This is a genomic window from Agrobacterium sp. ST15.13.013 (assembly GCF_027956525.1).
Classification (GTDB): Bacteria; Pseudomonadota; Alphaproteobacteria; order Rhizobiales; family Rhizobiaceae; genus Agrobacterium; species Agrobacterium salinitolerans.
The window spans coordinates 189466-215615 of the sequence record NZ_JAQKGP010000002.1; the positions used below are offsets into that span (position 1 = coordinate 189466).

Below are 26150 nucleotides of genomic sequence, written 5' to 3' on the forward strand. Positions count from 1 at the left end.
CGTCGCTCAAATTACAAAAACATAATTTTTGGTGATGTTGCACCGCCATAAATTTGCCGGAAGCTGGCGCAATGGCGGCATCGTTTTCATCTCTGTAGCCTGTGAATATCGGGTATTGTCTTTCTTTAGGTTGGTGCTCAAGCCTTTCTGCGCTTATATGAAAGACTGGCCTCGAACAGGTAACCCATGCGCTTTTCCAATTCTTTCCTCGATGAGATACGCGACCGCGTGAGCATCTCCGATGTGATCGGCCGACGTGTGTCCTGGGATAAGAAGAAGACCAATACGTCGCGCGGGGATTATTGGGCCTGCTGCCCGTTCCATGGCGAGAAAAGCCCGAGCTTCCATTGCGAGGATCGCAAGGGGCGCTACCATTGCTTCGGTTGCGGCGTTTCCGGCGATCACTTCCGCTTTCTGACCGAGCTTGAGGGCTTAAATTTTCCGGAGGCCGTGCAGCAGATCGCCGACATGGCCGGCATTTCCATGCCGCAGCCCGATCCGCAGGCGGAAAAGCGGGAACGCGAGCGGACCTCGCTACAGGACGTCATGGAAATGGCGACGCTGTTCTTTCAGGATCAGCTGCAAACGGCGCTTGGCGCTCGGGCGCGGGCTTACTTGCGCGATCGTGGGCTGACCGGGCGCACCATCGAGACGTTCCGGCTGGGTTATGCGCCCGATAGCCGCAATGCGCTGAAGGAGCATCTGGCGAGCAAGGGTGTGACGAAGGAGCAGATGGAAGCCTGCGGGCTGGTGGTGCATGAGAATGTGCCCGTCTCCTATGACCGGTTCCGCGACCGGATCATGTTCCCGATCCTGTCGTCACGGGAAAAGGTGATTGCTTTCGGCGGCCGCGCCATGGCGGCGGATGCGGTGGCGAAATATCTCAATTCCAACGAGACCGAGCTCTTTCACAAGGGCAATGTTCTCTATAATTTCGCCCGCGCACGGCGCGCCTCGCAGGCGGCAGGCGGTTCGGTCATTGCCGTCGAAGGTTACATGGATGTTATCGCGCTCTATCAGGCGGGTGTGGAAAATGCCGTCGCGCCGCTCGGCACGGCGCTGACCGAAAGCCAGCTCGACCTTCTCTGGAAAATGTCACCGCAGCCGGTCCTCTGCTTCGATGGCGATGGCGCTGGCATTCGCGCCGCAAACCGTGCGGCCGATCTCGCCTTACCGCATATCAAGCCGGATCGTTCCGTCAGCTTCGCGCTTCTGCCCGATGGCAAGGACCCGGACGATCTCGTGCGGCTGGAGGGGCGTGCGCCCTTCGACCGGGTGCTTTCGGAAGCCAAGCCGCTTGCCGCGATGATCTGGAGCCGTGAGACCTCCGGCGTCACTTTCGATACGCCGGAAAAGCGCGCCCAGCTCGAAAGCCGGCTGCGGCAGATCGTGGCCGTGATCGGCGACGAGACGGTGCGCCGCTTTTACCAACAGGATATGCGCGAGAGGCTGAACGGTTTTTTCCAGCCGCGTTTTCAGCAGGGCGGAGCGCAGGGCGGCAATTTCCGTCGCAATGGCGCTCAGCCGGCGGGACGCGGTTTCCAGCGCAATGCGCCGGGGCGGGGCGGGGCGATGGCTGCACCGGCCAGCAGCATTTCAGACCGGCTGGCGCAATCGGGTCTCGTCAGGGGTTACCAGACCAAGCCTTCGCTCCGGGAAAGCGTTCTCGCCATCACCATCGTCAATCATCCCGAATTGCTGCTCGAGGAATATGACGAGATCGCCGCCATCGATTACGAGAACCGCGATCTGCAGCGCCTGTGGTCGACGGTGCTGACATATGCGGCGGAAAGTGCGGCGGATATTTCGCGGGCGGGGTTGATCGAGCGCCTGTCGCAACAGGGTTTCGAGGTGCTTCTTAAGGCGATGGATCAGCAGGTTCGCAATGCCCGCCTGTGGACGGCGACGGAGCAGGCGGCGATGGAGGATGCGCGCGAGGGATACGTGCAGGCTCTTTCCCTGCATAAGAGGACTAAATCCCTGCTCTGGCAAAAAAAGGAACTGGAGCGCGAAATCGCCGAAGCGACAGACGACGAGCGCGGCACACTTCTGGTGCGGGCGCTGGCCGAAGTTCAGCTTGAAATCGGTCGTATGGAAAATCAGGAGGCTATCATCGATGGTTTCGGGGTCATGTCCGGCCGGGTGAAGGGGCCGGCCTTCGGCCATGGCTGAGAGGCCTGGCCAAGAATTGAAAGGCGGGTGGGGTTGCCTTTTGCGGCAGGCGTCCTAAATAGGGGTTAGTCTGGTGATAACCCGCAAAATGCGGCTCTTTTTAAGAATTTCCTTGGCTGTCTCGCCCTTAAAGGCTTGACGGGGCGGGAAATAGCGGGAATCACCATTTCATGAATAGTAAAGTGGAATGAGCCTTGGCGGATAGAAATTGCATGAGCAAGCATTTCCGGGTGCACTGTCTTTGCATTCTGCCTGAGGCTGCCGTGGTTAATCGGCAATTAAAGATCACTCCGTTAGGTGTCTGACAGTGATTCGCGGCAAACGCTGGATGCTCAAGGGGCGGACGGCGATGCTGCGGAACAGGTGTTAGCGTCAGGGAAAGCGACGAGATAGATGGCAACCAAAGTCAAAGAAAACGAAGAAGCAGAAAACGAACGCGACGGTGCGACGGACGGCCCGCTTCTCGACCTTTCGGATGACGCGGTCAAGAAAATGATCAAGGCCGCCAAGAAGCGCGGCTATGTAACGATGGACGAGTTGAATTCCGTCCTGCCGTCCGAAGAGGTGACCTCCGAGCAGATCGAGGACACGATGGCGATGCTGTCCGACATGGGCATCAACGTCATCGAGGACGAGGACGCCGAGGAAGCTGCCGGCAGTGACGACGACGGCGATTCCGATGGTGAGGAATCCGAGGGCGGCGAACTCGCTCCTTCCGGCGGCACCGCGCTTGCGACCGCGAAGAAGAAAGAACCGACCGACCGCACTGACGACCCCGTGCGCATGTATCTGCGTGAGATGGGTTCCGTCGAGCTTCTGTCGCGCGAAGGCGAAATCGCCATTGCCAAGCGCATCGAGGCCGGCCGTGAAACTATGATTTCCGGCCTGTGCGAAAGCCCGCTGACGTTTCAGGCGCTGATTATCTGGCGCGACGAACTCAACGAAGGTACGACGCTGCTGCGTGAGATCATCGATCTCGAAACCACCTATTCCGGTCCGGAAGCCAAGGCGGCGCCCCAGTTCCAGAGTCCGGAAAAGATCGAGGCCGACCGCAAGGCCGCCGAAGAGAAGGAAAAGACCCGCAAGCTGCGTGCACCTTCCGGTGACGATGACGTGACGGATGTGGGTGGTGACGGCCTTCCGCCGGAAGAGGAAGAAGAGGACGACGACGAGTCCAATCTTTCGCTTGCCGCGATGGAAGCCGAACTGCGCCCGCAGGTCATGGAAACGCTCGACACCATCGCCGACACCTACAAGAAGCTGCGCAAGCTTCAGGATCAGCAGGTGGAAGCGCGTCTCGCCTGCACCGGCACCCTGTCTTCCGGCCAGGAGCGTCGGTACAAGGAACTGAAGGATCAGCTGATCACGGCCGTCAAGTCGCTGTCGCTGAACCAGAACCGTATCGACAGCCTTGTCGAGCAGCTCTACGATATTTCCAAGCGCCTGATGCAGAATGAAGGCCGGCTGCTGCGCCTTGCCGAATCCTATGGCGTCAAGCGTGACAGCTTCCTTGAGCAGTATCACGGTGCGGAACTCGATCCGAACTGGATGAAATCGATTGCCAATCTGGCCGCCCGCGGCTGGAAGGAATTCGCTCGCGAGGAAAGCAACACGATCCGGGAAATCCGTCAGGAAATCCAGAACCTCTCCACGGAAACCGGCATTTCCATCGCCGAATTCCGCCGCATCGTTTCGATGGTGCAGAAGGGCGAGCGCGAAGCGCGGATCGCCAAGAAGGAGATGGTCGAGGCCAACCTGCGTCTGGTGATCTCGATTGCGAAGAAATACACCAACCGTGGTCTGCAGTTCCTCGATCTCATTCAGGAAGGCAATATCGGCCTGATGAAGGCGGTTGATAAGTTCGAATATCGCCGTGGTTACAAGTTCTCGACCTATGCGACCTGGTGGATCAGGCAGGCGATCACCCGTTCGATTGCCGACCAGGCCCGCACGATCCGTATTCCGGTGCATATGATCGAAACGATCAACAAGATCGTTCGCACGTCGCGCCAGATGCTGCACGAGATCGGCCGTGAACCGACCCCGGAAGAGCTGGCCGAGAAGCTCGCCATGCCGCTTGAAAAGGTGCGCAAGGTTCTGAAGATCGCCAAGGAGCCGATTTCGCTCGAAACCCCCGTGGGTGACGAAGAGGATTCGCATCTCGGTGACTTCATCGAGGATAAGAACGCGCTGCTGCCGATCGACGCCGCCATTCAGGCGAACCTGCGCGAGACGACCACCCGCGTTCTCGCTTCGCTGACGCCGCGTGAAGAGCGTGTTCTGCGCATGCGTTTCGGCATCGGCATGAACACCGACCATACGTTGGAAGAAGTTGGCCAGCAGTTCTCGGTGACGCGCGAACGTATCCGCCAGATCGAGGCGAAGGCGCTGCGCAAGCTGAAGCATCCGAGCCGTTCGCGAAAGCTCCGGAGCTTCCTCGACAGCTAAGCTGTTTATTTCTTTTAAAATTGAACCCGGTCAGTCACCTCTGGCCGGGTTTTTTGTTTCCCGCACTGGCGAACTCTGCGACAAGCCCTATGTGTGAAACATATCGCTTTCCGCTTTGCCGGAAATGCTCGGTTTCGATTTGGTTCGATTGATGCAACAGGTTTCGGCAAGCAGGTGGAAAGGGAAGGGATGGGCAGTGCCCATCTCCGTGCTGCTGCATCTGGCCGTTGTCGCACTGTTCTTTTTTGAATTGCCGGAGCGGATAGCCGAACCGCAGGAGCCGGAGAGCGTCAGCGTCGAACTCGTGCCGCCGCCCGAGGAAAAAAAGGCGGAAGAGGCCCCTCCCCCGGGTGAAGAGAAGGCTAAAGAGGAAAAGCCAGAACCTCCGCCACCTCCGCCGCCAGCTCCTCCGGCAGAAGACGCGAAAACTTTGCCGCCGCCACAGGCGACGCTACCGGCCATCGCCATGCGGCCTGAGGAAACGCGGGCGGATCCCGAGGACAAGCCGGGCAAGACGGAGGAAGCGGAAAAGACCGAGCCTTCCGAAGAGCCTGCAAGCCAGCCTGAAAAAACGGCTGAGGAAAAGCCCGCAGCTCCTGCCGCCAACAGCGATCTTCAGGCTTCCGCCGCACAGGGTGAAATCGCGGTTTCACCCGTGAAGGAAGAAACGCAGCCCGATCAGCCGCCTGTACCGCAGGCCAAGCCAACTGAAGAAAAGCCGGCGGAAGTGACGGAAAAGAAACCCGTAAAACTTCCGGCGGCCAAAAACCTCCTGTCTTCGTCCATGCTGTCACCGGCCCAGAGACGTCAGATGTTTGGCGATCTGCCACCACGTCGCCGCGTCGTTCAGCTTTGCAGCACCGAAGCCCTGGCCCAGATTCAGAGCGCAGGATTTGCCGCCAGGGGCATGATCCCCTATTCGGACACGGGCGGCAGGATTTCCGGTAACTCGATCGATGCTTCCGGCGGCGCGTTCAACACGGGCAATGGCTGGCATGACGTTTCGTTCCAGTGTGAAGTCGATCTGGAAAATTACACGGTGACGGAATTCCGGTTTAAAATTGGGAATGAGGTCAGCCCGGAAGACGCGAAAAAGCGCGGCTTTACAAGATTTCAGTAGGGCTGGTTCGCATCAATCTCCTACACCCGCTCCGCATCCCCCATCAGCAGCCCAATGCCCGCCATCAGCGCATCCTCATCATAAGGCTTCCTGATGACAGGCACGGCGCCGAATTCATCCGGCACCATGCTGCCATCCGCATAACCGGTGGCGAACATGAACGGAATGCCACGGCGGTGCAGTTCGCGGGCGACCGGGATCGAGGTATCGGAGCCGAGATTGATGTCGAGAATGGCGACGTCAGGCACATAGCTTTTCAGCTTTTCAAGCGCCATGGCCGACGAGGTTGCGGTTTCGATCGCCTTGATGCCGTTGTCTTCCAGCATGTTCTCGACATCCATGGCGATGAGCATCTGGTCTTCGACGAGTAAGACTTTCAATGGCTCCTCCCGGTTATAGCGTCTGGGCTGCGGCGCAATTTCAAGTTCGGTTCGCGTGTCGGTACTTGCCGTGGCCGACGAGACGTGACGGGAGGGCAGGAAAATTTCCGCCTCCAGCCCATCCGGCAGATAGCGCATGGTGCTGCGCCCACCGAGGTCATAAGGAATGCTGCGGCTGATGAGCGCCGTGCCGAAACCGGCGCGCGACGGCGTCGGCAGTTTGGTCGGCAGGATTTCACGCCACTCGATCTCGCAATCGCGGTTCTCGTTGATGTCCCAGCGCACATGCAATTGCCCGCCATTTTGCGAAAGCGCGCCGTATTTGGCGGCATTTGTCGCCAGTTCGTGCAGAACCAGCGCCATCACCGAGAAAGCGCGGGAATCGAGTGTGATCTGCGGGCCTTCAAGCTTCACCGTCGTTTCCGGCGAACGATGCGGCGATAATTCGGCCTCCAGCAGATCGCGCAGCGCGCCGCCGCCTTCGCCGCGAATGATCTGGTCATGGGCAAAGGACAATGCCTGAATGCGGCCCTTCAGGGCGGTCACATATTCCTGCAAGGTCTTGCCCTCCTGCGAGGGATTGCCGACCAGCGATTTGATGATGGCCAGAACATTCTTGACGCGGTGGTTGAGCTCCTCGTTCAGCATGCGCTGACGCACTTCCGCGCGTTCCCTCTCGCCCGCCATCAGCTCGCTGTGATGGAATGCGACCTCGACCAGCGCAATTCTCGCCGCTTCCGCGATCTCCCGGTCGGCTTCCGACCAGGGCTGCGCCTGCAAGCGGACCGTCTCTTTCCAGATCGCAAAGCTCTTGCGCGGGGTAAGGCGGTCGCCCATCGGGCCGGTCTCATAGGATTTTTCAGGATTGCCGGCCCAGTTCAGATTTTGCACGATCTCCTTGCGGAAAAACAGCAGATAGTCGTTTTTCACCTGCGACAGCGGAATGGCGAGCATTCCAGCTGCCGTGCCGGCATAGATTTCCGCCTCCGGTATGGCCTGCGATAGCGCATGCGTCGCCCAGACCTTGCCTTCCGAAGCCGAAGCGACAAAACGCGCCAGCCTTGGAATGGCATTATGCGGCGGCGTTGCGCCATGGCCGTGCCAGTTGTTATCGACCCAGAGCCCAACGCCGTCGCAGGGCATCAGATCGGCAAAATCCTGAAAGCTGTCGACCAGCAGTTCTTCAATGTTGGCGTGATGGGCGGCAAGCTGAAGGAAGCGGTCAAGAGCGGCATGGGCATGGTTGACGGTATCGAGCCTGCGCTTCTGCTTTAGAACCTGCAAATGCATGGAGAAAAATTCCCCGAACATTTCCGCAGCGATCCGGACTGGCATCGTCAGCACGCGCGGGGAATAATGGTGGCAGGCGATCAGGCCCCATAGCGCACCGTCGACAATCACCGAAATCGACATGGAAGCCGCAACACCCATGTTGCGAAGATATTCGCAATGGATGGGCGAGACGCTGCGCAGATGCGCGAAGGACATATCGAGCGGCTCGCCGGAGGCATCGACAACCGGCAGGACGGGAACACGGGCGCCGCTGGCATCCGAGATAATGCGCAGCGTATTTTTGAGATAAAGCGCGCGGGCCTGCTGCGGAATGTCGCTGGCGGGGAAATATTGCCCGAGAAAGCTTTCCAGCTCCGGCTGCTTCGCTTCCGACAAGACCTTGCCTGCGCCATCCTCCTCGAAGCGGTAGATCATCACCCGGTCATAGCCGAGCGTCGCCTTTATCAGCCGCGTCGTTCTGGAGATCAGGCTTTCGACGCTGTCCGCTTCGCGGATGCGGTCCACCATCTTGCGCGCGGTGCCGAGCGGCTGCGTCTCGTTGCGGGAGGGTTCGAATTCGATGATCGTGGTGGATTTGTAGCGGTGGAGCGAAATGTCGAAGCCGCGACCGTCGCTCATTTCCACGGCGGGCAGCATGGCGGGACGCGTGGTTCTGCCGGTGACGGTGAGCGCATTGCGGAGATCGTGGACAAGTTTTTTGCCGAGCACCTCCTCGGCGGTTTTGCCGTTGATGTCGCCTTCGACGCCCAGCATTTCGCGGCAGTTTTCAGAATGCCGCAGCACAATGCGCATGGCGTTATCGCAGGCGATGAGGCAGCCGTGCGGTTGAATATAGCCTGGGATGTGGATGGGTTCGCGGTCGCAATTGGTCAGATCGACATGATAATCACTGGGTGCCATGAATCAGTCTTTCGCACCCTGTGTCTGTCTTGGACGAGGACCATTGTGTTCGTAAAGAAAAGGGTAAGCCTGGATAATTCATTCTGACAGTGCCAACCCTTCCCCGTTTTTTGCAACTGTGACACCGGTTTTCCGTTCTGCTTTATGGGCCGTCGTCACGCTATTGTCGTATCCCTTACGTCATCGGATACAAATTGACATGCTGAAACGTTGGCATCGCCAATTTTGTTCCAGCTCAGTGAAGGAAAAAATGTGCCGCAGAGAAAAATCATCGTCGCAACCCGGGGGCAGGGACTTTATGAATTCACATCCGAGACCAAGGCGTTCGTCAGCCACGCCGGCGTGGAAGAAGGCTTGCTGACGATCTTCGTCCGGCACACATCCTGCTCGCTGCTCATTCAGGAAAATGCCGATCCCGATGTGCGGCGCGATCTCACGGCGTTTTTCTCCCGCCTCGTCCCGCCTTCCGACGATCCCTCCATGCGCTGGATCATCCATACGCTTGAAGGTCCCGACGATATGCCCGCCCATATCAAATCAGCGCTCACCACGGTTTCCATTGGCGTACCGATCAGCGACGGCAGGCTCGTGCTCGGCACCTGGCAGGGCCTTTATCTTTTTGAACATCGTGACCAGCCGCATCGCCGCGAAATCGTGCTGCATATCTCGTCCTGAGATACGGATCCAGAGCGCCATGCTTCGCGTTAAGCACCCTGAACGCCTGCTGAACATTCGGTTCTGTTAATATTCAGGCGGGCGGGTCTAGGGTCTCGTCAATCGCCGGGGGATGTTCCCCTGTCGGCAAAGAAACAAACGGAGTGAGTTCATGTTCAGCACCTTCGCAAAAGCCGGCCTGGCTGCCCTCATCGCCCTCGGTGGAATTTCCGTTACTGCGCCAGCGGCTTCCGCAGGCTCGGACGTTCAGTTCAGGGTTCAGGTTCAGGATGGTTATGGCCATCGCCCCGGCTGGGGTCGTCCGGATCGCCCGCGCCGTGGCTGCTCGCCCTGGCTTGCGGAAGAAAAGGCAGGCCGCATGGGTCTTCGCCGCGCCCGCGTGGTTGATGTGTCGCCGCGCCGTGTCGTGGTGGCAGGCTTCGACCGTCGCGGCCGTGATCGCATCGTTTTCGCCAATGAGCGCGGTTGCCCGGTGATCCGGCGCTAACAGCGTATAGCCTTATCGATCTGCTGATACCCCGTCCGGCGGAACGATTAAAAAATGCCCCTCGCTTGTCCAAAAAGGCAGGCGAGGGGCATTTCGTTTTGTATCATGCCAATGGCCAAACTTCGGATGGGGAAGAGCGGCACAGGAGTGCCGCCCGCCGCCGATCTTACTGCTCGAGAGCGAAGGTGACGTTGACCACCACGCTGTAGCTGTTCTCGCCCGAAGCGATCGGCACGCTGTCGGCTTCCTTCATCATCGAAGCACGCATCATGCCCGCCGGTACCGGCATCGGGCGCTGCGAGTTCTCGCTGATCTGAATGACGCGGCCAAGCTTCACGCCCGCCGCTTCCGTCAGCGTCTTCGCCTTGGCGAGAGCATCGGCGACGGCCTGCTTGCGGGCCTCGGTCACCGTCGCTTCCGGCTTGTCATTGGTGAAGGTGATGTCGCCGCCCTGGTTGATGCCGAGCTTGACGGAGGTATCGAGGATCGCGCCGAGCTTTTTCAGGTCGCGCACCCGCACGGTCAGGCCGTTGGACACCTGATAGCCGGTGATCTCGGGCGCGACATAGACGCCGTCCTTGGGTTCATAGTGCTTATAGAGCGGTTGCACCGAAAAGTTGCTGGTCTGCAGGTCGCGGTCCTCGATGGCGGCCTCTTTCAGCGCCTTTAGAACATCGGCAAGCGCCTTGGAGTTTTCGGTCAGCGCCGCAGCCGCGGTCTCCGCCTGCTTGATGACACTGAAGGACAGGATCGCCATGTCGGGGGCAATGGCCGACTGGCCTTCACCGGAAACACTGATGGTGGCTTCGCGCGGGGAAGCTTCCTGCGCAGAAACCTGGGCGGCGAGCGGCATCATGGCTGCTGCGGTCATTGCGGTGAGTGCGAAAAGGCGAGCCGTTTTTGTCTTCATGGTGTTTCCTCGTTGATTGAGTCCCTTTGAAGGGTATTGCCCTAGATTGTGTAGCTAATACGGCGGCGCTGCTTTGCGAAAGCATCATTGGCTTGTCGGGCTCAAAAAATTACGTTAGAGCGTGACCCACCGGATTCGAGCCATTGCGAAACCGGTGCTTCGGACTGATTTTCCGAAAGGGGCCTGTAGCTCAATGGTTAGAGCCGGCGGCTCATAACCGCTTGGTTGGGGGTTCGAGTCCCTCCGGGCCCACCATTTTCTCTCAACATCAATTGCTTGGGATGTTTCGCTGCTCTTCGAGCGCGCGCGTCTGTCACGTCTGAGGCGTGATCTCTGCTATGCTGGTGGCAAATTCCGGAAGTGGAATGAATGCATCTGCGTCGATCCGGCGTGCCGATGGGGCAAGCCGGATCGAGAAAGCTTTAATATCAGTTACAGACCCGCATACTTTCCGTATGCCAGCCGCCATCATAGGAATTCGGCACGCGGCGGTCTTCGAACCAGCAGCGGGGGCGGGGCGGCGGTGGCGGTTCGTAGTAGCGCGGGCCGTTATTGCTGTTGGCGATGGCGCCGCCGATCAGGCCGCCAATGACGCCTGCGGCGAGGCCGCCGGCAATCGCTGCGCCGTCATTGTGGCGGCGGTGTTCGCGGTAGGGCGGTGGGGGTGGGCCGCCGCGGTCGTAGCCACGGTCATAGCGCGGGCGATAGGGATAGTCCTGCGCGGCAGCAGTGCCATAGGATGCAAAAATGCTGCCGGTGGCGATTAGCGCGGCAACAGTGGAAAGAATTATCTTTTTCATCGGGGCTACTCCATAAGCCTGCCTGCGGAGATAGAGGCTCATTATGCCCGGATGATGGCACGGGACGGGTGAACGGCCTGTGAACATTTCATTTCTGCACGGTTCATATTTCCCTGAACCCAGGCGGCGAAGATCGCGGCCGATGCAGGCTTTCAGCAATAAATAAGCCCGGCGGATGGCCGGGCCTTTTAGCGAAATCGACCGGTCGCGATTAGAACTTCACGCCGAGACCGACCTTGACAGTGTGCTGGTCGACATCGGTATTGATGCCGAAGATGTCCTTGTCGCTATAGTCGTTGTAGCGATATTCCAGCCTGCCGAACACATTGTCCGTGAAGGCATAGTCCAGGCCCGCGCCGACGGTGTAGCCGTTGAAGGTGGTGCTGTCCTTGCCGGCTCCGGGCGTTTCGATGAAGCCGCGTGTCGCGGTCCAGCCGGCGGTGGCATAAAGCAGGGCATGGTCGAAGGCATAACCGACACGGCCGCGAACGGAACCCTGCCAGTCGGTGCCGATCTTGACGCCAGCATAGTCATTGTCGTTCCAGTTATAATCGACATCACCTTCGATGCCGAGCACCAGATTATTGTCGAACTGGTAGTTGTAACCAACGAAGGCGCCCAGAATGCCGCCGTTGAAATCATCCGAGGCGACCGGGCCGCCCGCCGAAAAATCACCATTTGCCCAGCCCGCGCCGCCTTGAATACCAAGATAGGGGCCAGACCAGGTGAAGACCGGCAGGGTTTCCTGCGCGACCGGAGGTGCGGGCGTCTCGTAGATGGCATCCGCGGCCATTGCGGTGCTGGCCGACAGGGCCATGAGTGACGTTACGATCAGCGTTTTCATCGTTTTTCTCCCTGAGCTGACAGACATCCATAGCATAGATTAGCTGCTTTTAATATGGGCCGCGGTTCAGTGGTTCCAGGAGGCGCTCATGTCCCCCGGCGTTGCTGCCCGTACGGCCGTGGATCGCGGCTTTTTATCGCCCCACCATGCTGTTCTGATGCGGCGAACGTCTTCAGCCGAGTTTGGTTCCCTTCGCCGTTTGGGCAAAGGTCCGGTACGGTGGACGGTCGATGTCACGCTTGGTTGTCTTGACAGCGGGGGGAGCGACCATAGAGTTGTGGAAGACGACGCTGGCGCTTTGCGTTGGATTGCCGGCGGCATAAGCTGCGGTTGATACTGCATCATTGCGGCCTCCCGGTGAGGGGGATTGATGCGGATGGGAAGGGCATGGGAGGATGAGATCGCATGAGGCTTTATTTTAGCGGAGGAGGGGCGACGTGATTGTCGGAGCCGTTCTCAGCGCCATTCTTCTTCTCACCCTCATTGCGTTTCCGCGGCATCTCAAATCCGTTGTCATCTGCCTGCTGCTGATCTGGACGGCCACAGCCGCTTTTGTGATTTATGACTGGCGGCGCGGCAACCAGCGGCTCGACCATATCGTCGCGAGCGCGGTATTCGATTCGGTCTGCCCGGATGCGGCATTGCCGATCCGCGTCAGCTTCCGCAATGACAATGACGTCGCGGTGCAGCGGCTCACCTATACGCTTGAAGGGTTTGAACCGGCCTTCCGCGCCTCCGTTTCCTTCGATCCCTATCAGGTGAGCGAAAGGCGCATCGAGGCCGGGGAGACTTTTTCGGCCTGCCGGGCGTTCCGTATGCGCAACAATGAAAGCGTAGAACCGCAACGGCTGGAGTGGCGCGTTACCGTCATTTCCGCAGAATTCGAATGAGCGGCTCACGCGGCTGCGGTTATCACGGCATTTTGAAAATTGTCTCGCCGAGGAGCGAAGGCGGAAAGTCCGGGCATCACGGCAGATCCGGGCGGATAGGCGAATTCTCCTCCTCCGCAACGAAACCGGCTGGAACAGCCGCCGACTTGTTTTCGTCCATTTGCGATGCCATCTCCCCTCCATTCGATGAATGTCGCGGGTTGATGTTTTGCGTATTGTTCTGAAGTTTCTGAAAATAACCGCCATTGGCCTTGTCGCCCTGCCGGTTCTGGCGGGCGCACATATGGGCATCGGCCAGCTCACCGGAAATTTTCACGAAGTCATTCCTGGAGAGCTTTACCGTTCGGCCCAGCCGAGCGGCAAGGACATCGCGGCCTATGCCAAGGCTTATGGCATCAAGACGATCATCAACCTGCGCGATGAAAAGCGTGAGGGATGGTACGAGGCCGAAAGCCTTGCGGCGAAAAACAACGGTATCCGGCTTGTCGATTATCCGCTGAGTTCAAGCGAAAAGGTGTCGGTGGAGGATTCAGAAACGCTGGCGGCGGTGCTGCGCAATGCGGAAAAGCCCGTTCTCATCCATTGCGAACACGGTGCGAACCGCACCGGGCTTGCCTCCGCCATCTACGTGGCGGCCGTCGCCGGCAAGAGCGAGGCGGCCGCCGAGTTTCAGCTTTCACCCTATTACGGGCATGTGCCGATCCCCGGTGTCGGTCGCTATGAAATGTACCAGTCCTGGGATGATTTCGAGGAAACCATCGGGTTTTGAGATGCCGCTGTAGATCGAGAAAGACTCTTTTACGGCGCAGAGGCGCCGTGGCTGGATGCCGGCTTAAGGCCGGCACGACGGACGGTTGGGCAACGCCTTAATAATCCCCGCCGCTTTCCCTGATCACCTTCGTCAGGCTTCCCGTCGCCGGGAAAAGCGGGATGAGGCAGGCCTGCAGCGCGTGGTAGATATCGCCCTTGCCGGGGAACAGCGTGTGGGCGGGAACCAGATCTTCCGTCAGTTCCTCATGCCAGCCGCCATTCTCATGGTCGATGAAGTTGTTGGCGATCGTACTCCAGATGCGGCGGTAGCTGTCTTCATAGAAGCCATCTGCCGGCAGGTTCTCGTTGAGGAAGTGGGCAGCGCCCGCCGCCTCGGACATGGGCCACCAGAGCTTTGCCCGCTTGTCGGGATTGTCGTTCCAGTCGAGCGTATAAAAGAAGCCGCCCTTTTCCCGATCCCAGCCGAGCGCCATGGATTGCACGAATAGCGATTTTGCGGCCACCGGCATCCAGTCATGGCGGCGTTCTCCCAGCACCCATAATTGCAGGATGAGACGCGCCCATTCCAGCCAGTGGCCGGGGGTGGAGCCGGAGGGGCGGAACATTTCGTTGCCGCGATACTCCTTGTCGAGCGTCCAGTTCTCATCGAAATGCTCCGGCACGCGGAAATCCAGCTCGCCGGCGCGGCGGCGGATAACGAGATCGGCGATGCGCTCCGCCTTGCTGAGGTAGCTATTGTCGTCGGTCACCTCATAGGCGGCCATCAGCGCTTCGGTCAGGTGCATGTTGGAGTTCTGGCCGCGGTAATTCTCGATGGGCGACCAGTCGCGATGGAATTCCTCGGCGATGGCGCCGTGTTTTTCCTCCCAGAACCGGGTTTCGAGCACCTCGGTAATGTCGGCCAGCATCTTGTCTGCGAGAGGGTGGCCGACGGTTTTCGCGGAAGAGGCGGCCAGAAGCACAAAGGCATGGCCATAACCCTGCTTGGTGGCGTCCACTGGGCCGGCATCGTTCACCTGCCAGAAATAACCGCCATGTTCGCCGTCGCGATGCCTGTTCCAGAGATAGGTCATGCCGTGATCGACGATATCGCCGCAGCCTGGACGCCCGAGCAGATGGCCGATGGAGAAACAATGCACCATGCGGGCGGATGCGTGAATGCCGCGCACGGGGTCGTTTGGCTGCAGCGGCGCACCCTTGGCGTCGAGATCGAAGAAGCCGCCGGCAGGATTGAGGGCACGATACTGGAAGAAATCGAAAAGTCCCTCGGCCTGTTTTACCAGCCATTGGCGATGCCAGGGCAGGGTGTTCCAGTTGCGGCTGTTGTGATCGTCCTCGGGCATTCTCGTCCTCCATGCGGTTTGCTGCTTCGGCTTATATCCTTGCTGTATAAACCTGTCATCTGTCAGCGATATTTCGTAACGTGCTGCAACTGCGCAAAGCCATGTCTGTCCCTTGAAGATATATTGACATAAACATATCTTTATGTGACTTGACGACTTGCGATCTTGCAAATCGAAATGAGGAGTGTGCCCGTGTTTGACGATCTGTTCGGCCCTGAAGGGGCAAAGCGTGACGGCGCGGAAATTTTCAAGGCGTTGCGCGATGCCGCCAGCGAACGCATCCTCATTCTCGATGGTGCCATGGGCACGCAGATCCAGGGGCTGGGTTTTGACGAGGATCATTTTCGTGGCGATCGTTTTATCGGCTGTGCCTGTCACCAGAAGGGCAATAACGACCTTCTGATCCTGACCCAGCCGGATGCCATCGAAGACATCCACTATCGCTACGCCATGGCGGGCGCGGATATTCTCGAAACCAACACGTTTTCGTCAACGCGCATCGCCCAGGCCGATTATGAGATGGAAAACGCCGTCTACGACCTCAACCGCGAGGGCGCAGCGATTGTCCGCCGCGCCGCCCAGCGCGCCGAGCGGGAAGATGGCCGCCGCCGGTTTGTGGCCGGCGCCATCGGCCCCACCAACCGCACGGCATCGATTTCGCCTGACGTCAACAATCCCGGTTACCGCGCCGTCAGTTTCGACGACCTGCGTATCGCCTATGGCGAGCAGATCGACGGTCTGATCGATGGCGGTGCCGACATCATCCTCATCGAGACGATCTTCGATACGCTGAACGCCAAGGCAGCGATCTTTGCCTGCGAGGAGCGTTTCGAGGCCAAGGGCATCCGCCTGCCGGTGATGATCTCAGGCACGATTACCGACCTTTCCGGCCGCACGCTGTCCGGCCAGACGCCGTCTGCGTTCTGGAATTCGGTGCGCCATGCCAATCCCTTCACCATCGGGCTGAACTGCGCGCTGGGTGCGGATGCCATGCGTCCGCATCTGCAGGAATTGTCTGACGTGGCCGATACCTTCGTCTGCGCCTATCCCAATGCCGGCCTTCCGAACGAATTCGGCCAATATGACGAAACGCCTGAGATGATGGCGCGTCAGGTGCAGGGTTTTGCCCGCGACGGCCTCGTCAATATCGTCGGCGGTTGCTGTGGCTCGACGCCAGAGCACATCCGGGCGATTGCTGATGCGGTCAAGGATTACAAGCCGCGCCCGATCCCCGAGCACAAGCCCTTCATGTCGCTTTCGGGCCTTGAGCCTTTCGTGCTGACCAAGGACATTCCCTTCGTCAATGTCGGCGAACGCACCAACGTCACCGGCTCGGCCCGCTTCCGCAAGCTCATCACCGCCGGCGATTATACGGCGGCGCTGGCCGTCGCCCGCGACCAGGTGGAGAACGGCGCGCAGATCATCGACATCAACATGGATGAAGGCCTGATCGATTCCGAAAAGGCGATGGTGGAGTTCCTGAACCTCATCGCCGCCGAGCCGGATATCGCCCGCGTGCCTGTGATGATCGACTCCTCGAAATTCGAGATCATCGAAGCCGGTCTGAAATGCGTGCAGGGCAAGTCGATCGTCAATTCGATTTCGCTGAAGGAAGGCGAGGAGAAGTTTCTCCAGCAGGCACGGCTCGTCCATAATTACGGCGCTGCGGTCGTGGTCATGGCCTTTGACGAGGTCGGGCAGGCGGATACCTATCAGCGCAAGGTGGAAATCTGCGCGCGCGCCTACAAGCTTCTGACCGAAAAGGCCGGTCTGTCTCCGGAAGACATCATCTTCGATCCGAACGTGTTTGCGGTTGCGACCGGTATCGAAGAGCACAATAATTACGGCGTGGACTTCATCGAGGCCACCAAGACCATCCGCGAAACCATGCCGCTCACGCATATTTCCGGCGGTGTTTCCAACCTGTCCTTCTCCTTCCGCGGCAATGAGCCGGTGCGTGAGGCGATGCATGCGGTGTTCCTCTACCACGCCATTCAGGTCGGCATGGATATGGGCATCGTTAATGCCGGCCAGCTTGCGGTTTACGACAATATCGATGCGGAACTGCGCGAGGCCTGCGAAGACGTGGTGCTGAACCGCCGCGACGACGCGACCGAGCGGCTGCTTGAAGTAGCCGAGCGTTTTCGAGGTACTGGTGAAAAACAAGCCAAGGTGCAGGATCTCTCCTGGCGTGAACTCCCCGTCGAGAAGCGGCTGGAACATGCGCTGGTCAACGGCATCACCGACTATATCGAGGCCGATACGGAAGAGGCGCGCCAGAAGGCGGAGCGTCCGCTGCATGTCATCGAGGGGCCGCTGATGGCCGGCATGAATGTGGTCGGTGACCTGTTCGGGTCCGGCAAGATGTTCCTGCCGCAGGTGGTGAAATCCGCGCGCGTGATGAAGCAGGCGGTAGCCGTGCTGCTGCCTTACATGGAAGAGGAAAAGCGCCTGAATGGCGGGGCCGAGCGCAGCGCCGCCGGCAAGGTTTTGATGGCGACCGTGAAGGGTGACGTGCACGATATCGGCAAAAACATTGTCGGCGTCGTGCTGGCCTGCAACAATTACGAGATCATCGATCTCGGCGTCATGGTGCCGACGACGAAAATCCTCGAGACGGCGATTGCCGAAAAGGTGGATGTGATCGGCCTTTCCGGCCTCATAACCCCGTCGCTAGACGAGATGGTGCATGTGGCGGCCGAAATGGAGCGGCAGGGTTTCGACATCCCGCTCCTGATCGGCGGCGCAACAACCAGCCGCGTGCATACCGCGGTAAAAATCCATCCGCGCTACGAGCAGGGGCAGGCGATCTATGTCACCGACGCCTCGCGTGCGGTGGGCGTCGTGTCGGCGCTTCTTTCCGCAGAGCAGAAGCCGGCTTATATCGACGGTATTCGCAGCGAATATGCCAAGGTGGCGGAAGCGCACGCCCGCAATGAGCGCGAAAAGCAGCGTCTGCCGCTTTCCCGCGCCCGCGAGAACGCGCACAAGATTGACTGGTCGGCCTATAGCGCCGTCAAGCCGCAATTTTTCGGCACCAGGGTGTTCGAGACTTACGACCTTGAAGAGCTTTCCCGTTACATCGACTGGACGCCGTTCTTCCAGACCTGGGAGCTGAAGGGCCGCTTCCCGGCCATTCTCGATGACGAAAAACAGGGCGAGGCGGCGCGGCAGCTTTACAGCGATGCGCAGGCGATGCTGAAGAAGATCATTGAGGAGAACTGGTTCCGGCCGCGGGCGGTGATCGGCTTCTGGCCGGCCAACGCCGTGGGCGACGATATCCGCCTGTTCACGGATGAAAGCCGCGGCGAAGAGTTGGCGACCTTCTTCACGCTGCGCCAGCAGCTTTCCAAGCGCGATGGCCGCCCCAATGTGGCGCTGTCCGATTTCGTCGCGCCTGTCGATAGCGGCGTTGCCGATTATGTCGGCGGTTTCGTGGTGACGGCGGGTATCGAGGAAGTGGCGATTGCCGAGCGTTTCGAGCGGGCGAATGACGATTATTCGTCCATCCTCGTCAAGGCGCTCGCCGACCGTTTCGCGGAAGCCTTCGCCGAGCGCATGCATGAGCGAGTACGCAAGGAGTTCTGGGGTTATGCCCCGCAGGAAAACCTCAACGGCGATGAGCTGATTGGCGAGGCCTATGCCGGTATTCGCCCGGCGCCCGGCTATCCGGCCCAGCCTGACCATACCGAAAAGAAGACACTGTTTGCCCTGCTCGACGCCACCAATGCGGCGGGTGTGGAACTGACGGAAAGCTACGCCATGTGGCCCGGCTCCTCCGTCTCGGGTATATATATCGGCCATCCCGAGAGCTATTATTTCGGCGTTGCCAAGGTGGAGCGCGATCAGGTTCTCGATTATGCGCGCCGCAAGGATATGCCGGTGGAAGAGGTGGAGCGCTGGCTCGGTCCTGTCCTCAACTACGTGCCGACGAACGGCGCGGAGGAAATCGACAGCGCGGCCTGATGTTCCGGTGTGCTGCCATTCAATAAAAAAGCGCGGGTCTTGCCCGCGCTTTTTGCATTCAGTCGGTGTTTAAGACCGTAACGCCGCCAGTTCCTCTATACCGACATGGCTCTCGACCTCGCTGCCGCGCAGGTAAAGATAGAGCCCGATCGCGAAGGCGAGGACGGCGATGAAGACCAGATACCAGGCATGGGCCATCGGGTTGATCGCAAGCGCGGTCGTCACGCCAATCGGCGTCAGCCCGCCGAAGACGGCATAGGAGACGTTATAGGCGAAGGAGAGGCCGGAGAAGCGGACCGAGGCCGGGAAGGCGCGGACCATGACATAGGGCACCGCACCCGCCATGCCGACCGACAGGCCCATGACGCCATACAGCACAAACATGGTTTGAAGCGATGTGCCGGCATAGCTGTAGAAGGTGAAGGTGGCGATGCCGAAGAAAATACTGGCGCCCATGAAGAAGAGGCCGGAGCCGATGCGGTCGATCAGCGCGCCGGCGATGATGACGCCGAAGATCAGGAACAGCGTGCCGAAGCTGGTGCCGGCCAGCGCCTGCGTCGGGCTGTAACCGTAAAGCTTCTGCAGGAAGGTGGCGGTCATCAGCGTCGTGACGACGATGGCCGCTGACAGAACCCAGGTGAGCAGGGCGGAGATTATCACGCCGCGCATATGGTGCTTCAGTACCAGCCCGAGCGGCAGCTTGTCCGTCAGCGATTTCGACTTTTTCATTTCCATGAAGATCGGCGTTTCTTCCAGCCAGCGACGCAGATAAACTGCGATCAGGCCGAAAATGCCGCCGAGCAGAAAGGGTATGCGCCAGGCGTAACCGGCCACGTCTTCCGGTGTGAAGAGCGAGTTGATGGCAAAGGCGATCAGCGATCCCAGCATGATGCCGAAGGAGAGGCCGGATGTCAGAAAACCGCAGGCGAGCCCGACGCGGCGGAAGGGCACGTGTTCGGCAACGAAGGTCCATGCGCCCGGCACTTCGCCACCGATGGCAGCACCCTGCAGCATGCGCAGGATGATGAGCAGGATGGGAGCCGCCACGCCGATGGTTGCATAGGTCGGCATCAGCGCCATGCCCAGCGTCGAGAGCGCCATCAGCAGGATGGAGAAGGCAAAGACGCGCTTGCGGCCGTAACGGTCGCCATAATGCGCCAGCACGATGCCGCCCAGCGGACGGACCAGATAACCGGCGGCAAAGATGCCGAAAGTCTGGATCATCACCAGCCAGTCCGGCATTTCCGGCGGGAAGAACAGGTGGCCGATAACGGTGGCGAAAAATACGAAAATGATGAAGTCGTAAAATTCCAGCGCGCCGCCGAGGGCCGAAAGGCCAAGAGTTTTGTAATCCTGACCGTTGAGGGGCCGGGCTGCCGCCGGTGTGGTGGTGGGAGACATGAGGCTGCTTCTTTTCTAAATTACGTATTACTTATGGGCATGCGGCAAGCGCGGCGCGATTTCAAGCCTAATCGACGCTCAATCGCTCAGGTATTTCGAGGGTCGATCAAGAAAGCGGCGCAGGAAACTGATGTTTTCCAGCTCGTCATAAAGGCGCTCTGTGATGCCGTCTGCGTCGAAATAGTAAATCGTGGCCTCTGGAATGGCCAATAGCACGGGTGAATGGGTGGCGATGATTAATTGTCCGCCGCTATCGGCCGCGTTGCGGATGATCGCCGCCAGTTCTAGCTGCTTTTGCGGCGAAAGCGGGCTTTCCGGTTCGTCGAGAAAATAGAGGCCGGCGCCATGCAGCCGCTGTTGCATGATATCGAGAAATCCTTCGCCATGCGAACGCCGGTCGATGACATTGTTCCTGACGATCCTGCGAAACGTATCCGGGGTTTCTTCAGGAAAGTCTTCGCCCTTCTTGAGAGCCTTTTCCCGCTCCCAGCGAAAATCGTCCAGTGCGTCCTCGTTCTGCCGGCGGATATAACCAAGCACGTCTTCCGCGCGCATGAACATGCGGATTTTCGGATATTTCTTGCGGGCGAAATAGAAGGACTTCGCCACGGTCTCGGCATGCTGAAGGTAGAGGTCGCCGGCAACCTGGCCGTGATTGCCGATGGCATAGGCCGTCATTCCCGCTGCCAGCCCTTCCAGCAGCGTCGATTTGCCAGAGCCGTTGTTGCCGGCAAAAAAGGTGATCGGCGTCTTGAATTCGAGGCGTTCCAGATGGCGCAGCGCTGGAACGGAGAAGGGATAGTCGTCTCTTCCGTCCGGGGTCTCTTTCATGGTTACGCTATCGAGAAACAGCATGTCGCGTTCCTTGTATCTAATCCGTCATGTTCGCCGACGTTGCGCTGTGTCGCATCATCGCGGCGTTATGCTCAAAGCAATTGCGTGTGATTGCGGCTTAACGTGGGGCGCTGTTCGCGCCAATGGTTTGCGGCGTCGGCGGAGATACGTCATGCCGCATCGTTAGAAGTTCAGTTTATTATAAATTAGTGCAATTTATTCTTGGTGAAATAATCGATCAATATTAGATATAAACAATATATATCTTAAATTTAAGATGTTATAGTAAGTATAAACTTCAAATTAATTCAGTAATGCCAATTGTTGTCATTCTCGTTGTTATTGGAGAGAATGAATGAAGCATATTGTGCTTTTTTCGGTCGGGTTTCTATTTTCCGCGATATTCGTAAGCGAAACTGAGGCGCGGAAGTCCCGGTTTTTTGCCGTCCCCGGATTCGGAGGCGGCGAGACAATCGATCTCGTTTATGATCTGCCGGATAACGAGCCTTTTCTTCGCGATGGGGAAGCATTCGACATCGGTTATCTCAACAGCGGGGATAGGAGCGGTTATGTGCTGTATCGTGGCGAGCGGTACAGCAGGCTTAGCGATGCGGATATAGCCAGGCTGAAGGCGACGCTTGGTTTTGATCCGACGACAAAAGACCGCATGGAGCGGGCGGCGAGGGGCGGCGAAACGCCTTGGAACCTCGTGATTATCATAGCGGTCGCAATTGTTGGTATCTTTGTGCTTGTCCACAAGAGCATGCAGCTAGTGCGATGGATTTCGCGACTGGCGACGATCTCCGCAGTTGCGGGAAGTACGCGGGAGGAGGAGGAGACCCCCGACCCGCTGGAGGTCCGCAAGAAACAGCTGGTAAACCGCCAATGGAGCGATAGCCAGACGGATCACGCAGCGCGTATCCCGGCAGTATCGCCGGCCCATGCGTCTACCCGAGGAACCACTGCGGTCCGGACATTCGGACGCAGGAGCGCCTGAGCGGTGCAAAACCCCTAAACCTCAGGCGGTCTCAGGAGCCTGCGCTATTCGAACCGGTCGATGATGCTGATGCCGCTTTCCCTGAAACTGTCCATGGCGGGCAGGGCGGTTGCGGCCTCGGAAAGCGTGATGTGGCGGCCGATCAGTTTTTCCGGCGCGAGCCTGCCGTTTTCGATCATCGCCAGCATGTCCTCATAACGCCACGCCTGCATGCCGTGGCTGCCATAGATCTCCAGCTCATGCGCAATCACCCGGGCCATGGGGATCGCGGGCATGGCGTGATCGGCCAGCATCAGCCCCACCTGCACGTGACGGCCGCGCCGACGCAGGTTGCTGATGGAGTTGCAGCAGGTCTGCGGGTGGCCAAGCGCATCGACAGAGACATGTGCACCGCCGCCCGTCACCTCGCGAACCGCCTCGGCAACATCGGCAACCGCGCGGCTGTTGATGGTGGCGGTCGCGCCCAGCTGCCGGGCAAGTTCGAGTTTGTCTTCGGCAATATCGATGGCGACAACCTGTGCGCCGAGGCCAGCACCGATCATGATGGCGGAAAGGCCGACACCGCCGCAGCCGTGCACCGCCAGCCACTCACCACCCTTCAAGCGTCCCTGATCGGTCACGGCGCGGAACGAGGTGGCGAAACGACAGCCAAGGCCCGCGGCAGTGGCGTAACTCATCGATTCCGGGAGGTGGACGAGGTTCTGATCGGCAAAGTCGATGGCGACATATTCGGCGAAGGAACCCCAATGGGTGAAGCCCGGCTGGAACTGCGCTTCGCAGACCTGCTGGTTGCCGGAGCGGCACTCATGGCAATGGCCGCAGCCGGAGACGAAGGGCACGGTGACGCGGTCGCCGGTCTTGAAGCGGGTGACGTGTCTGCCGACGGCGGCGATCACACCTGCGAATTCGTGGCCGGGAACATGCGGCAGGTGGATATCCGGGTCATGCCCCATCCAGCCGTGCCAGTCGCTGCGGCAGAGGCCGGTCGCCTTCACGGCGATGACAACGCCGTTTTCTGTCGGCTCGGGATCGGGAAGCGAGGCAACAACAGGGGTTTCGCCAAAACGTTCATAGAACAGCGCACGCATAGCAGCCTCACATCTTCATTTCCGATCGATATGAGGCCTGCTTAACGTTTTCCCCTGGCGGAGGAAAGCGATTTAATCTTTGATCACCATCAGATCATTGGCCGCAAATTTCAGCGTTACTTGCTCGCCAATCGCCGGGGGCGCCGTGCTGGGATCGTTGAACATGTCGAAAGACAGGGTTGAGCCCCCGAGATCGAGACGGGTACGGATGACGGAGCCGAGGAACTGGCTGGAGGTGACGTTGCCTGATATCGCGACATCACCCTTGGCGTTCGCGCCGAGCGCCCCGGCTTCGGGGCGCAATGCCAGCGTGATCTTTTCGCCATTGGTCGCTTCCACCGGCTGGGGCAGGGTGATCTGCTGATCACCGACGCGGATGACGTTGGCAGAGGCATCCACGACGGTGGCGTCGATGAGGTTCAACGTGCCGACGAAAGAGGCGACGAAGCGGGTCGCGGGCTTGTTGTAGATATCGAAGGGGGAGCCGATCTGGTCGGCGCGGCCGCCATTCATGACGACGATGCGGTCGGAAATCGACAGGGCCTCTTCCTGATCGTGGGTGACGAAAATGGTGGTGATGCCGAGTTTCTGCTGGATCTGGCGGATTTCCTCGCGCAGCGACACGCGAATCTTGGCGTCGAGCGCGGAGAGCGGTTCGTCCAGCAGAAGCACTTCCGGCTTCGGGGCGAGCGCGCGTGCGAGCGCCACGCGCTGCTGCTGGCCGCCCGACATCTGATAGGGATAACGGTCCGCCAGATGCTCCAGATGGATGAGCTGGAGCATTTCCTTCACGCGCGCATCGATCTCGGCTTTCGGTTTGCCAGCGACTTTGAGCCCGAAGGCGACGTTTTCGAAGACATTCATGTTCGGGAACAGCGCATAGGCCTGGAACACCATGCCGATATTACGCTGATTGGGGCGCAACGCCGTCTGGTCCTTGCCGTTGATGACGATCGATCCGCCACTCGGCGTTTCGAAACCGGCGATCATGCGCAAAACGGTTGTCTTGCCGCAGCCCGATGGCCCGAGGAAGGAGACGAACTCGCCCTTTTCGATGGCCATGTTGAAATCATGCACGACCTGTACGGAGCCGAAGGATTTCTTGATGTTGCTAAGTGTCAAAAAGCTCATGAAATAGTGTCCTCAGGCCTTGGGAGGCGCGCCCTTCTGATAGCGTGAAACGAGTTGGATCAGGCCCAGGCAACCCCAGGTGATGCCGAAGGAAATCACGGCAAGTGCGGCCGGTTCATAGGCGCGGTTGGCGCCGAGCAGCTGCATGTAGGGGCCGAAGGCCGGGCGGTTCAAAAGGGCCGCCATGGTGAATTCACCGATGACGATGGCGAAGGTCAGGAAGGCGCCCGACAGCACGGCGACCAGTACATTGGGCAGAATGATGCGCGACAGGATGGTGGTCCATCCCGCGCCGAGGCTCTGCGCCGCTTCGGTCAGTGTCGCCACATCGATGGTCCTGAGACCGGTATCGACGGCGCGGTACATGTAGGGCAGGGCAAGCGTCGCATAACCGAACATCAAAAGCAGGTTGGTGCCGAAACTTGTTCCCGTCAGCGGCAGCCAGCTGGAGGTGTTGTAAAGCCGGATGTAACCAAAGACGATGACGATGGCCGGGATGACCAGCGGCAGAAGCGTGATGAATTCGATATAGGGCCGCAGGCCTGGCAGTTTCAGACGCACCCAATAGGCGGTGGGCACCACCAGCAGAACCCCGAAGACGATGGTGAACAGCGCCATCACCACCGAATAGCTGAAAGTCTCCTGAAAGCGCGGATCGCCCAGCACTTTTGCATAGGCGTCGAAGGAATATTCGGCGCGCCGCATTTTTAGCGAGAAGTTGGTCATGCCGATCAGCGGCAGGGCGAAATAGAGCAGGCCGACGATCAGCGCGCCCCAAGCGAAGAAACGCTTCATTTCAGCCACCTTTCACTGCGGGCGCGCAGCCAGATATAAAGTGCATTGGCGATGCCGGTCACGACGATCATGCCAAAGGCGAGCGCGTAACCAAGATGCGGATTGCCGAGAACGTCGCCGCGGATCTGTGCGAAAAGCAGGATCGGCACGATATTGAGCGAGGAGCCGGTCAGCGCAATAGCGGTTGCGACGGCGCCGAAGGCGTTGGCGAAAAGCAGCGACATGGTCCCAAGCAGCGACGGCAAAAGGATGGGGAAAGCCACCATGCGCCAATATTGCAGGCCTGTTGCGCCGAGGATTTCCGCAGCCTCGCGCCATTCGCGTTTCAGTCCGTCCAACGCAGGTGTGATGATGAGGATCATCAGCGGTATCTGGAAAAACAGATAGGTGACGGTGAGGCCCCAGAAGGACAGGATGTTGAAACCGAGGAGCCTCAGATCGATGCCGATCTGCGTCTTGAGGAAAACGGTAAGGAGACCGACCGGCCCGAGCGTGGCGATGAAGGCGAAGGCGAGCGGCACGCCGGCGAATTGCGAGGCAACGCCGGAAAAGGTCAGAAGCGGTCCGCGAATGCCTTGCGGCAGGCCGCCCAGCACCACGGCGGCGGCGACGGCAAAACCGATCAGGCAACCCAGTGCCGCCGAAGCGAGGCTGATCTTGATCGAAATCCAGTAGGCCGCCAGAATGGAGGAGGTGAAAAGCCCACCGATATTGTCCAGCGTGAAGCTGCCATCTGCATGCTGGAATGCGCCAATGACGATCTTCATCGTCGGGAGGATCAAAAACAGCAGAACAAAAACGGCAAAAGGAAGAACGCCAATCCAGTGCAGCGGCAGCTTTCTGCCCGCGTCGGATGGTCCGCCGGTGTTGGTTGATGGCATGCTTGTCCCCAAACGCCGTTTTCA

General features: G+C 59.2%; 20 protein-coding genes and 1 tRNA gene. 10 read left to right on the forward strand and 11 right to left on the reverse strand.

The annotated features are described in order from the left end of the window. Positions 1 to 186: 186 nt before the first annotated feature. From dnaG to PL597_RS02780, 3 genes are all read left to right on the forward strand, one after another. On the forward strand, positions 187 to 2172 hold the full coding sequence (dnaG, locus tag PL597_RS02770) for a DNA primase (RefSeq protein WP_269823748.1): 1986 nt from the start codon (positions 187 to 189) through the stop codon (positions 2170 to 2172). Positions 2173 to 2565: 393 nt separating this feature from the next. Then, positions 2566 to 4620, forward strand: coding sequence for an RNA polymerase sigma factor RpoD (rpoD, locus tag PL597_RS02775; RefSeq protein WP_077983090.1), 2055 nt, complete (start codon positions 2566 to 2568; stop codon positions 4618 to 4620). A 196-nt stretch (positions 4621 to 4816) separates the two neighbouring features. After that, positions 4817 to 5740 (forward strand): DUF930 domain-containing protein, encoded by a 924-nt coding sequence (locus tag PL597_RS02780; RefSeq protein ID WP_271364547.1) that lies wholly within the window; start codon positions 4817 to 4819, stop codon positions 5738 to 5740. A 20-nt stretch (positions 5741 to 5760) separates the two neighbouring features. On the opposite strand, the gene PL597_RS02785 is transcribed toward PL597_RS02780, so the two are convergent. Beyond that, a complete protein-coding gene (locus PL597_RS02785) occupies positions 5761 to 8313 on the reverse strand; it encodes an HWE histidine kinase domain-containing protein (RefSeq protein ID WP_271364548.1) in 2553 nt (850 codons plus the stop codon). Between the two features lie 252 nt (positions 8314 to 8565). On the opposite strand from PL597_RS02785, the gene PL597_RS02790 reads away from it, so the two are divergent. Both PL597_RS02790 and PL597_RS02795 read left to right on the forward strand, forming a co-directional pair. Further along, positions 8566 to 8988 carry a secondary thiamine-phosphate synthase enzyme YjbQ gene (locus tag PL597_RS02790; RefSeq protein ID WP_269826272.1) on the forward strand — a complete coding sequence of 141 codons (423 nt, stop codon included), beginning with the start codon at positions 8566 to 8568 and terminating at the stop codon, positions 8986 to 8988. 151 nt (positions 8989 to 9139) lie between these two features. Next, positions 9140 to 9475, forward strand: coding sequence for a hypothetical protein (locus PL597_RS02795; RefSeq protein ID WP_137410730.1), 336 nt, complete (start codon positions 9140 to 9142; stop codon positions 9473 to 9475). 166 nt (positions 9476 to 9641) lie between these two features. On the opposite strand, the gene PL597_RS02800 is transcribed toward PL597_RS02795, so the two are convergent. Then, the gene (locus tag PL597_RS02800) at positions 9642 to 10385 is read right to left on the reverse strand and encodes an SIMPL domain-containing protein (protein ID WP_137410729.1); all 744 of its coding nucleotides are present in this window, start codon (positions 10383 to 10385) and stop codon (positions 9642 to 9644) included. Positions 10386 to 10564: 179 nt separating this feature from the next. On the opposite strand from PL597_RS02800, the gene PL597_RS02805 reads away from it, so the two are divergent. Continuing rightward, a tRNA-Ile gene (locus PL597_RS02805) sits at positions 10565 to 10640 on the forward strand. A gap of 173 nt (positions 10641 to 10813) precedes the next feature. Here PL597_RS02805 and PL597_RS02810 read toward each other — a convergent pair. Further along, positions 10814 to 11185: a hypothetical protein gene (locus PL597_RS02810; protein WP_173989803.1), complete on the reverse strand. Its 372-nt coding sequence runs from the start codon at positions 11183 to 11185 to the stop codon at positions 10814 to 10816. Between the two features lie 211 nt (positions 11186 to 11396). Beyond that, entirely contained in the window at positions 11397 to 12029 is a 633-nt protein-coding gene (locus tag PL597_RS02815) for an outer membrane protein (protein WP_271364549.1), read from the reverse strand. A 437-nt stretch (positions 12030 to 12466) separates the two neighbouring features. Between PL597_RS02815 and PL597_RS02820 the strand changes: the two genes are divergently transcribed. Together PL597_RS02820 and PL597_RS02825 are read left to right on the forward strand one after the other, a co-directional pair. Then, on the forward strand, positions 12467 to 12919 hold the full coding sequence (locus PL597_RS02820; RefSeq protein WP_269826274.1) for a hypothetical protein: 453 nt from the start codon (positions 12467 to 12469) through the stop codon (positions 12917 to 12919). A 208-nt stretch (positions 12920 to 13127) separates the two neighbouring features. Then, positions 13128 to 13688 carry a dual specificity protein phosphatase family protein gene (locus tag PL597_RS02825; protein ID WP_271364550.1) on the forward strand — a complete coding sequence of 187 codons (561 nt, stop codon included), beginning with the start codon at positions 13128 to 13130 and terminating at the stop codon, positions 13686 to 13688. Between the two features lie 97 nt (positions 13689 to 13785). Here PL597_RS02825 and PL597_RS02830 read toward each other — a convergent pair whose 3' ends face one another. Beyond that, entirely contained in the window at positions 13786 to 15033 is a 1248-nt protein-coding gene (locus tag PL597_RS02830) for an AGE family epimerase/isomerase (protein WP_271364551.1), read from the reverse strand. Between the two features lie 192 nt (positions 15034 to 15225). On the opposite strand from PL597_RS02830, the gene metH reads away from it, so the two are divergent. Next, a complete protein-coding gene (gene metH / locus PL597_RS02835; RefSeq protein WP_271364552.1) occupies positions 15226 to 18999 on the forward strand; it encodes a methionine synthase in 3774 nt (1257 codons plus the stop codon). Between the two features lie 69 nt (positions 19000 to 19068). Here metH and PL597_RS02840 read toward each other — a convergent pair whose 3' ends face one another. Then, on the reverse strand, positions 19069 to 20400 hold the full coding sequence (locus PL597_RS02840) for an MFS transporter (protein WP_271364553.1): 1332 nt from the start codon (positions 20398 to 20400) through the stop codon (positions 19069 to 19071). Positions 20401 to 20478: 78 nt separating this feature from the next. Further along, the gene (locus PL597_RS02845; protein WP_271364554.1) at positions 20479 to 21255 is read right to left on the reverse strand and encodes an AAA family ATPase; all 777 of its coding nucleotides are present in this window, start codon (positions 21253 to 21255) and stop codon (positions 20479 to 20481) included. 334 nt (positions 21256 to 21589) lie between these two features. Here PL597_RS02845 and PL597_RS02850 point away from each other — a divergent pair, with 334 nt between their 5' ends. Further along, positions 21590 to 22231 (forward strand): hypothetical protein, encoded by a 642-nt coding sequence (locus tag PL597_RS02850; protein WP_142911647.1) that lies wholly within the window; start codon positions 21590 to 21592, stop codon positions 22229 to 22231. 44 nt (positions 22232 to 22275) lie between these two features. Here PL597_RS02850 and PL597_RS02855 read toward each other — a convergent pair whose 3' ends face one another. The 4 genes from PL597_RS02855 to PL597_RS02870 all read right to left on the reverse strand — a co-directional run bounded on the left by PL597_RS02855 (position 22276) and on the right by PL597_RS02870 (position 26126). Next, the gene (locus PL597_RS02855) at positions 22276 to 23319 is read right to left on the reverse strand and encodes a zinc-dependent alcohol dehydrogenase family protein (protein ID WP_271364555.1); all 1044 of its coding nucleotides are present in this window, start codon (positions 23317 to 23319) and stop codon (positions 22276 to 22278) included. 72 nt (positions 23320 to 23391) lie between these two features. Then, complete coding sequence (locus PL597_RS02860) at positions 23392 to 24450, reverse strand: ABC transporter ATP-binding protein (RefSeq protein ID WP_142911645.1); 1059 nt, start codon at positions 24448 to 24450, stop codon at positions 23392 to 23394. Positions 24451 to 24462: 12 nt separating this feature from the next. Then, positions 24463 to 25245, reverse strand: a complete 783-nt coding sequence (locus tag PL597_RS02865) for an ABC transporter permease (protein ID WP_271364556.1) — start codon at positions 25243 to 25245, stop codon at positions 24463 to 24465. Next, a complete protein-coding gene (locus PL597_RS02870; RefSeq protein ID WP_077981642.1) occupies positions 25242 to 26126 on the reverse strand; it encodes an ABC transporter permease in 885 nt (294 codons plus the stop codon). Before PL597_RS02870 ends, PL597_RS02865 begins: the two co-directional genes overlap by 4 nt. Positions 26127 to 26150: the final 24 nt, after the last annotated feature.